6 protein-coding genes are annotated in these 8,500 nt (G+C 73.6%); 3 read left to right on the plus strand and 3 right to left on the minus strand.

Annotated features, from left to right (window positions below; translation table 11 throughout):
* The coding region (locus GT030_RS21650) for an FAD-dependent oxidoreductase (protein ID WP_161202526.1) at positions 1–2,339 on the minus strand (2,339 nt) is incomplete at its 3' end.
* A gap of 278 nt (positions 2,340–2,617) precedes the next feature.
* The gene (locus tag GT030_RS21655; protein ID WP_161202527.1) at positions 2,618–3,457 is read right to left on the minus strand and encodes an IclR family transcriptional regulator; all 840 of its coding nucleotides are present in this window, start codon (positions 3,455–3,457) and stop codon (positions 2,618–2,620) included.
* Positions 3,458–3,739: 282 nt separating this feature from the next.
* On the opposite strand from GT030_RS21655, the gene GT030_RS21660 reads away from it, so the two are divergent.
* Together GT030_RS21660 and GT030_RS21665 are read left to right on the plus strand one after the other, a co-directional pair.
* Complete coding sequence (locus tag GT030_RS21660) at positions 3,740–4,063, plus strand: bifunctional 3-phenylpropionate/cinnamic acid dioxygenase ferredoxin subunit (RefSeq protein WP_161202528.1); 324 nt, start codon at positions 3,740–3,742, stop codon at positions 4,061–4,063.
* A gap of 31 nt (positions 4,064–4,094) precedes the next feature.
* On the plus strand, positions 4,095–5,267 hold the full coding sequence (locus GT030_RS21665; RefSeq protein WP_202460394.1) for an FAD-dependent oxidoreductase: 1,173 nt from the start codon (positions 4,095–4,097) through the stop codon (positions 5,265–5,267).
* Between the two features lie 20 nt (positions 5,268–5,287).
* Here the strand turns inward: GT030_RS21665 and GT030_RS21670 are convergent, their stop codons facing one another.
* A complete protein-coding gene (locus GT030_RS21670; RefSeq protein WP_161202529.1) occupies positions 5,288–5,818 on the minus strand; it encodes a hypothetical protein in 531 nt (176 codons plus the stop codon).
* 416 nt (positions 5,819–6,234) lie between these two features.
* Between GT030_RS21670 and GT030_RS21675 the strand changes: the two genes are divergently transcribed.
* A partial coding sequence (locus tag GT030_RS21675; RefSeq protein ID WP_161202530.1) for a nitrate- and nitrite sensing domain-containing protein occupies positions 6,235–8,500 on the plus strand: 2,266 nt, incomplete at its 3' end.

Genomic DNA, 8,500 nt, shown 5'->3' on the forward strand with positions numbered 1-8,500 from the left:
CCCAGCGTGTAGCCATGGCCCGCGCTGGTCACGTAGCCCGCCGTCGTGCCGTCCACCGACACCGGTTCGCTGCCGAGTACCACGGCGGCCGGGTCGTCCAGCAGCAGCGGGGTCAGCCTGCGGGCGGGCTCGGGGCGGTCGCGCAGGGCGTCGCGGCCCACGAAGTCGCCCTTGTCCATCCGTACGGCGAAGCCGACGCCCGCCTCGGCCGGGGTGTGCTCGGCGGTCATGTCGATGCCCCAGGCACGGTAGCCCTTCTCCAGCCGGAGCGAGTTGAACGCCGAGCGTCCGGCCGCGGCCACCCCCAGCTCCCGGCCCGCCTCCCAGAGGGTGTCCCAGAGCCGGAGGCCGAGGTCGGCGGTGGTGTACAGCTCCCAGCCCAGCTCGCCGACGTAGCTCAGGCGCATGGCGGTGACCGGGACATGGCCGATGTGGGCGCGCTTGGCGCGGAAGTAGCCGAAGCCCTCGTGGGAGAAGTCGTCCTCGGTCAACGGCTGCACCAGGGCGCGGGCCAGCGGGCCCCAGACGCCGATGCAGCAGGTGCCGGAGGTGATGTCCCGGACCTGTACTCCTCGGGGGGCGTGCCGGACGAGGTGGTCGAGGTCGGCGGGGGAGTTGGCGCCGATCTGGAAGTGGTCCTCGGCCAGGCGGGCCACGGTGAGGTCGGAGCGGATGCCGCCGTTGTCGTCCAGGAGGAGGGTGTAGGTGACGGCGCCGGGCCTCTTGCGGAGTTTGTTGGTGGTCATGCGGTCGAGGAAGTCCAGGGCGCCGGAGCCGGTCACCTCCAGGCGGCGCAAGGGGGTCATGTCGTACAGGGCGACACGCTCGCGGGTGGCGTGGGCCTCGGCGGCGGCGATGGGGGACCAGTAGCGGGCCGACCAGGGGTCGCGCCCGGGCAACTCGGCGCCGAGGGAAGCCACCAGCGGGGCGTTCGCCTCGTACCAGTGGGGGCGCTCCCAGCCGCCGCCCTCCAGGAAGAAGGCGCCGAGCTGCTCCTGCCGGGCGTGGAAGGGGCTGACGCGCAGCGGGCGGGGTCGCTCCATCGGCTGGAGGGGATGGGTGACGTCGTACACCTCGGCGAACTGCTGTGAACCGCGTTCACGGACGTAGGCGGGTGAACGCTGCGCTTCCTCGAAGCGCGTGACATCGCAGTCGTGCACGTCGATCGACGGCCGGCCGTCAACCATCCATTCGGCCAAAGCCCTGGCCACCCCCGCGGAGTGCGTGACCCACACCGCCTCGGCCAGCCAGAAACCGCGCAGTTCACGGGTCTCCCCGAGCACCGGCATACCGTCCGGGGTGAAAGAGAACACCCCGTTGAACCCGCTCTCCACCTCCGCCCCGCGCAACGCCGGCACCAAGCGCCGGGCATCCGCCCAGCTCGGCGCCCAGTCCTCCTCGGTGAAGGGATACGAGGACGGCATCTCCATCCCCCGCCCCCGCGCCACGTCGTACCCCGGCACGCCGAACGGGTCCACGGGCAGCGGCCGGTGCGCGTAGGAGCCGATGCCGATCCGGTCGTGATGCTCACGGAAGTACAGGTCGGCGTCCTGGAAGCGGAGGACGGGCAGGGTCGCCTCCGCGCGCGCCCCGCTCAGCTCGGGCAGCGGCCGGGTCCGGGCGTACTGGTGCGCCAGCGGCTGCAGCGGCACGTCGACCCCGGCCATCCGGCCGATCACCGGGCCCCAGAAGCCGGCCGCCGAGACGACATGGTCGGCCGGGAAGACGCCCCGGTCGGTGACGACACCGCTGACCCGGCCGTCCGCCCGCTCGATACCGGTGACGGTGTGCCGGTCGAGGAAACGGGCACCGCGCGCGGTGGCCCGGTCGAGCTGGGCCCGGCAGGCGAGCACGGCACGGGCCAGTCCGTCCTCCGGCGTGTGGAAGCCGCCCAGCACCACCGACTCGTCCAGCAGCGGCCAGAGTTCCTTGCAGCGGGCGGTGCTCACCACCTCGCCCCGCACACCCCGGGCCGCGGCCAGCCCGGCCCTGCGGTGCAGGTCGGCGAGGCGCTCGGGGGTGGTGGCCAGCTCCAGACCGCCGACCGGTTCGAAGCAGGGGACGCCGTCGTGGCTGAGCGAGCCGAACTTCTCCACGGTGTACCGGGCGAACCCGGTCAGCGTCTTCGACGGGCTGGTCCGGAAGACCAGCCCCGGCGCGTGCGAGGTGGAGCCGCCGGGGGCGGGCAGCGGGCCCTGTTCGAGGACGGTGACGTCCGTCCAGCCGCGCGCGGTCAGCTCGTCGGCGAGCGAGCAGCCGACGATTCCGGCGCCGACGACGACGACGCGCGGGGAGGTCTCGGGTGACGGGTGCGGACGGTCTTCGGGCGTTGCGGACATGCCCCTCCTTGTGCGGACGGGGGTGGGGAGGTCGGGCGCCGACCAGTGCCTCTGTTGTTGCGCATCGCACGACGGGTTGCGTGGTGAGGAACATAGTGAGAACGCGGTGACAGCACCGTCAAGAGGTACGTGTCACCCCTTGGCAGAACGAGCCGGGGCCGCCGGAACCGTCCGGACACGCGGGGAGGCGAAGCCCCTGCACACGGCGGCGCGGCACCGGCAACTCCCCGGTGCCGCGGCGTGACCGCCGGGCCGCCGAACGTCCGCCCGGCCCTCCGTCAGAAGCCGTAGCCCATGCGCCGGGACAGCTCCTCGCCCGCCGCCGCCATCCGCTTCGCCACCACCGGCAGCCGCTCCGGGCCCAGCCGGTACACCGGCCCGGAGACGCTGATCGCCGCGATGACCTTGCCGTCGTGTGCCCGGACCGGCGCGGCCGCGGCCGCGAGACCCAGCTCCAGCTCGTCCGTCGTCACGGCGTATCCGCGCGCCAGCACGGACTCCAGCTCGGTCCGCAGCAGGGCCGCGCCGGTGACCGTGCGCTCGGTGAACCGGGGCAGCGGCCGGGCGAGGAAGCCCTCGCGCAGGGTGGGCGGCATGTGCGCGAGCAGCACCTTGCCGCTGGCGGTGGCGTGCAGCGGGGTGCGCCTGCCGAGCCAGTTCTGCGCGGTGACGGAGGCGGTGCCGCGGGCCTGCATGACATTGACGGCGGCGTCGTCGTCCAGCACCGCGATGTTCACCGTCTCGCCGAGTTCGTCGGCGGCCTCGCGGCAGACGGGGACGCCCTCCCGGGAGATGTCCAGCCGGACCGCCGCCGCTCCGGCGAGGCGCAGCACCCCGGCGCCCAGGAAGTACTTGCCGCGGTCGCTGGCCTGGCTCACCAGGCCCCGGTTCTCCAGGACGCCGAGCAGCCGGAACGCGGTGGACTTGTGCACGTCCAGTTCCTCGGCGATCTCGGTGACACCGGCCTCACCGTGCCGGGCGAGGATCTCCAGCACGCTCACGGCCCGGTCCACCGACTGTACGGAACCGGCCGCGCCGCGACCTGTGCCCCGCTCCGGGGAGTCGTCGTCCGCCCTGGTCTCGTCGCCGCGGTCGGCCCGCTTCTGCGTGCGGCTCATGGCTCGACTCCCACCATCTGCCGGCCCGGTTCGGGCCGCGTCTGCGGGAAGCCCTTGACGCGACGGGCGTCCCGCGCGGATTCTGTTGCGCACAGCGCATTTTCGTGCACCCTGCGGAACATCATGTTACCGAAGCGTCCGTATCCCGGAAGGGGTGCGGATCACTTGGACCTGCCCGGTCCACCGCGCCTCCGGCTTGTGCCGTCCTTGCCGCACCCTCGCATCCTGCCGTCTGCACCTGTCCGGTCCGGACCGAGCGTCCCGGACCGAGAGGGGGGACCCGTGATTCCCGTCTGCCGTCTCGAAGACCTCCCCGAGGGCGAGTCCGTCCGGCTCGACACCGCCCCGCCGATCGCCGTGTTCCGCACCGACGACGGCTCCCTCTACGCCGTCGACGACACGTGCACCCACCAGGACGCCTCGCTCTCCGAGGGCTGGCTGGAGGGGTGTCTGATCGAATGCCCGCTGCACGCCGCCGCGTTCGACCTGCGCACCGGCGCCCCGACCTGCCTCCCGGCCCGGCACCCCCTGCGCACCCACCTCGTCACCGTGGACGACGGCGTGATCCACGTCCATGTCACGGTGCGGGAGGGAACGGCTGTCTGAACGCGCCCCCGCGGACAAGGAGTCACCGCACATGAGGACCGTGACCATCGTCGGCGCCTCCCTCGCGGGGCTGTACGCGGCACGCGAGCTGCGCGCGCAGGGGTACGACGGCCGGCTGGTCGTCGTCGGCGACGAACCGCACCCGCCCTACGACCGCCCGCCGCTCTCCAAGGACTTCCTCACCGGCCGCGCCGACGAGCACCAACTCGCCCTGACGGACGCCGAGGAGACCGCCGACCTCGACGCGAAGTGGCTGCTCGGCGTCCGCGCGCGGGGCCTCGACACCCGGACCCGCACCGTACTGCTGGAGGACGGCCGCACCCTCGCCACCGACGGGCTGGTCATCGCCACCGGCGCGACGGCCCGCCGACTCCCCGGCGCCCCGCCCGACGTCCACACCCTGCGGACCCTGGACGACGCCCGCACCCAGCGCACCCGGCTCACCGAGGGCCCACAGCGGGTCGTCATGATCGGCGGCGGCTTCATCGGCGCCGAGACCGCCGCGTCCTGCGCCGCCCTCGGCCACGACGTCACCGTGCTCGAAGCCGCCCCGCTGCCCCTGCTGCCCCAACTCGGCCCGGAGATGGCCGCCGTGTGCGCCACGCTCCACCGCCGGGGCGGCGTGCGGCTCCGCACCGGCATCGGCGTGACGCGCATCGGCCGCACCGGCTCGGCCACCGCCGTGGAACTGGCCGACGGTCACACCCTGACCGCGGACATCGTGATCGCCGGCATCGGCGCCGTCCCGAACACCGCCTGGCTGACGGGCTCCACGCTCGTCCTCGACGACGGCGTGCTCTGCGACGACGGATGCGTGACGGCGTTGCCCCAGGTGGTCGCCGTCGGCGATGTGGCCCGCGCCGGGGGCGTACGCGCCGAGCACTGGACCTCGGCCACCGAGCAGCCCCGCGTCGCCGTCACCAACCTGCTCGCCGGACGCACGCTCGCCACCCCGCGGCCGGTGCCCTACTTCTGGTCCGACCAGTACGGCTCCCGCATCCAGTTCGCGGGCCGGTACCGAGCGGGGGACACCGTCCGCGTCACCGAGGGCGGACTCTCCGACGACGGGCCGGGCGACGGAGGCTTCCTGGCCCGCTACGAACGCGACGGCACCACCGTCGCCGTACTCGCGGTGGACCGGCCCCGGCCCTTCGCCCGCGCCCGGCGGGCACTCGGCCGGGCCGTGGAGACCGTCACGACGTGAGTCCGCGCGGGTCGGTCACCTCAGGGGTGGGACAGCCGCTTCGCGCCGGCCCGCCTGGCTATCCGCTCCTGGTCCCGCTGCGCCGTGCGCTCGCGGCGCCGCGCCGCCCGCCGCTCCCGGCGGAGCTGCCGCGCGGTGCTGCTGGGCTCGGAGATCACTCCGTACCGCTGGTTCCACACCTGGCGGGTCACCCAGACGTCGACCACCGCCCAGGTGGCCACCACCGTGCTCGCCACGCTGCTGATCACCATCGGAAACGCCGCCCAGGACCCGGCCAGCGTGCACAGGAACGCCACCATCGCCTGGATCAGCGTCACCGCGATGATCAGCACCGCCCGCACCGCCGCGGTGCGCACCGGGTCCGCCATCCGGCGCCGCTTCGCGGGCTCCTCCACCCACAGCGGCCGGTACTCCGCCTGCTGTCGCCCGGCTCTCACACCACCCGGCGTGCTCGCCGGTATCCCGCGCTCCGGACCCACCTGGCCCGGAATCCGCGCCGGGCGCTCCGCCACGCCAACCTCGGGCGCACCGCGCCGCTCAGCCGTGCCCATCACCGTGTCACTCCCCACCGCCGGCAAACCGCTCGCCCCGGAACCCGAAGGCCCCGACTCCCCAGTGGCTGCCCGGCTTGCGCTGTTTTACGCGGCCGGGGCGAAGGACGCGGCCGGTGTGGCCGATTCCCTCCCCGTTTCCCCAGGTGAACGACGAACGAGGCGTCTCGAAGATTCCCGACTTGTGAAAATTTCCAGCCAACCGGTGTCCGTACTGTTTCGGCCCGCTTCCCCTGCACCCCTCCCGTCACGGCCGCAATCTCCCCCAATGCCCGGACAACTCGCCATCTACCGCCTGTCGTAAGGGAGTTCACGCATCAGACGCGCCTGCGAGGCACCTGTGGGGCGGTAGTAGGCTCGCGCCGTTCCGAGTCGGACACACGTACCCCCGGTGAGGGGTCGAGCTGGGGGAGGCCATGCGGTTTCGCGGGAAGTCGATCCGCCGGAAGATCGTGGCGCTGCTTCTCGTGCCGCTGGTGGCCCTGACCGTCGTCTGGGCGTTCGCCACCGTGCTGACGGGAAGTGAGGTCGCCCGGTCGCTGCGCGTCTCACGCGCCGTGAAGGACATCGGCCACCCCACCGAGGACACCGTCCGAGACCTCCAGCACGAGCGCCGGCAGAGCCTCGTCTACCTCGCCGACCCGCGCGCCGCCGACGCCCTCGCCGAACTGCACCGCTCGCGCACCGCCACCGACCGGCCCCTGGCCACCCTCCGCGCCAACGCCCGGAACCCCAAGACCCGCGACGCGCTGCGCGGCGAGGACGGCGAACGCCTCACCACCGCGCTCGACGCCCTCGGCGGCCTGGAGTCCCTGCGCCGCAGCGTCGAGGAGCGCACCGTCACCCGCGCCGGGGCGCTCGACCTCTACAACCGCCTGGTCGACCCCTGCTACGCCCTGGTCGCCGCGGTCGACGGGGTCGACGACGTCGAGATGGACAAGCAGGCCGGGGCCCTCGTCAACACCGGCCGCGCCCGCGAACTCCTCTCCCGCGAGGACGCCATCCTCGGCTCCGCCCTGGTGGTCGGCAGCCTCTCCCGCGAGGAGGCCCGCCAGGTCTCCGACCTCGTCGCCCAGCGCACCCTCCTCTACGACGTCAGCCTCCCGCTGCTCCCCGCCCCGGAGCGCGACCGCTACGAGAGCTACTGGCGCAACGCCACCACCGCCCCCCTGCGAGCGGCCGAGCGCGAGGTCATCGACACCGGCGCCGGCATCCCGCGCGGTGTCACCACCGCGAGCTGGCACGCCGTCGCCGGAGGCGTCCTCGAAGACCTCGGCACCATGGACGACCAGGCCGGCCACCGCTTCCGCGACCGGGTACGGCCCGTCACCTACGGCGTCATCGCCCAGGCCGCCGTCGCCGGCATCCTCGGCCTGGCGGCCCTCCTCGTCTCCCTCGTCCTGTCCGTGCGCGTCGGCCGCCGTCTCATCCGCGACCTCAAGCGGCTGCGGACGGAGGCCCACGAGGCGTCCGCCGTCCGGCTGCCCCACGTCATGCGCCGCCTCTCCGCGGGCGAACCGGTCGACGTGGAGAGCGAGGTGCCCCGGCCCGACTACGACCAGAACGAGATCGGCGAGGTCGGCCGCGCCCTCAACACCCTCCAACGCGCCGCCGTCGAGGCCGCCGTGAAGCAGTCCGAACTGCGCGCCGGGGTCTCCGAGGTGTTCGTCAACCTCGCCCGCCGCAGCCAGGTGCTGCTGCACAAGCAGCTCACCCTGCTGGACACCATGGAGCGCCGCACCGAGGACACCGACGAGCTCGCCGACCTGTTCCGGCTGGACCACCTCACCACCCGCATGCGCCGCCACGCCGAGGGCCTGGTGATCCTCTCCGGCGCCGCCCCCTCCCGCCAGTGGCGCCGCCCGGTACGGCTGATGGACGTCGTCCGCGCCTCCGTCGCCGAGGTGGAGGACTACGAGCGGGTGGAGGTACGGCGGCTGCCCCGCGTCGCGGTCATCGGCCCCGCCGTCTCCGACCTCACCCACCTCGTGGCCGAACTGCTGGAGAACGCCACGCTGTTCTCGCCCCCGCACACCAATGTGCACGTGGTGGGGGAGCGGGTCGCCAACGGCTTCGCGCTGGAGATCCACGACCGCGGCCTCGGCATGACGGCCGAGGCGCTGCTCGACGCGAATCTGCGGCTAGCGGAGACCCCTGAGTTCGAGCTGTCCGACACCGACCGGCTCGGTCTGTTCGTGGTCAGCCGCCTCGCCCGCCGCCAGCACGTGCGCGTCTCCCTCCAGCCCTCTCCCTACGGCGGCACCACCGCCGTCGTCCTCATCCCCGACGCGCTGCTCACCGACGACGCCCCCGACACCAACGGCATCGGCATCCGGCTGGGCGACCTGTCCAAGGAGACCCAGCGGACCAGGGAACGCGGCACCGCCCGGACTGTGGAACGCGACGAGCCGGCCGGACCGGGTGCCACCGTGGACCGCCCCGCCCTCGACGCGCCCGCCGAGGAATTCCCCAGCGTGCTGGCGGACGACGACAGCGAACTCGGCGGCATCTTCCGCGCCCGCAGCCTCGACCCCGCCGACGTCCACGACCCGGCCGCGCTCGTGCCGCCGCCCCGGCGCGAGCCGCCCAAGCTGGTCAGCTCGCACGGCGAACCCGTCGCCTCGCGTCCCGAACCCTTCGGCGCCGAGCCCGACGGCCCGCCCCCGCTGCCCACCCGCCGCC

This window comes from Streptomyces sp. SID1328 (genome assembly GCF_009865595.1).
In the GTDB taxonomy this organism is placed as follows: domain Bacteria; phylum Actinomycetota; class Actinomycetes; order Streptomycetales; family Streptomycetaceae; genus Streptomyces; species Streptomyces griseoluteus.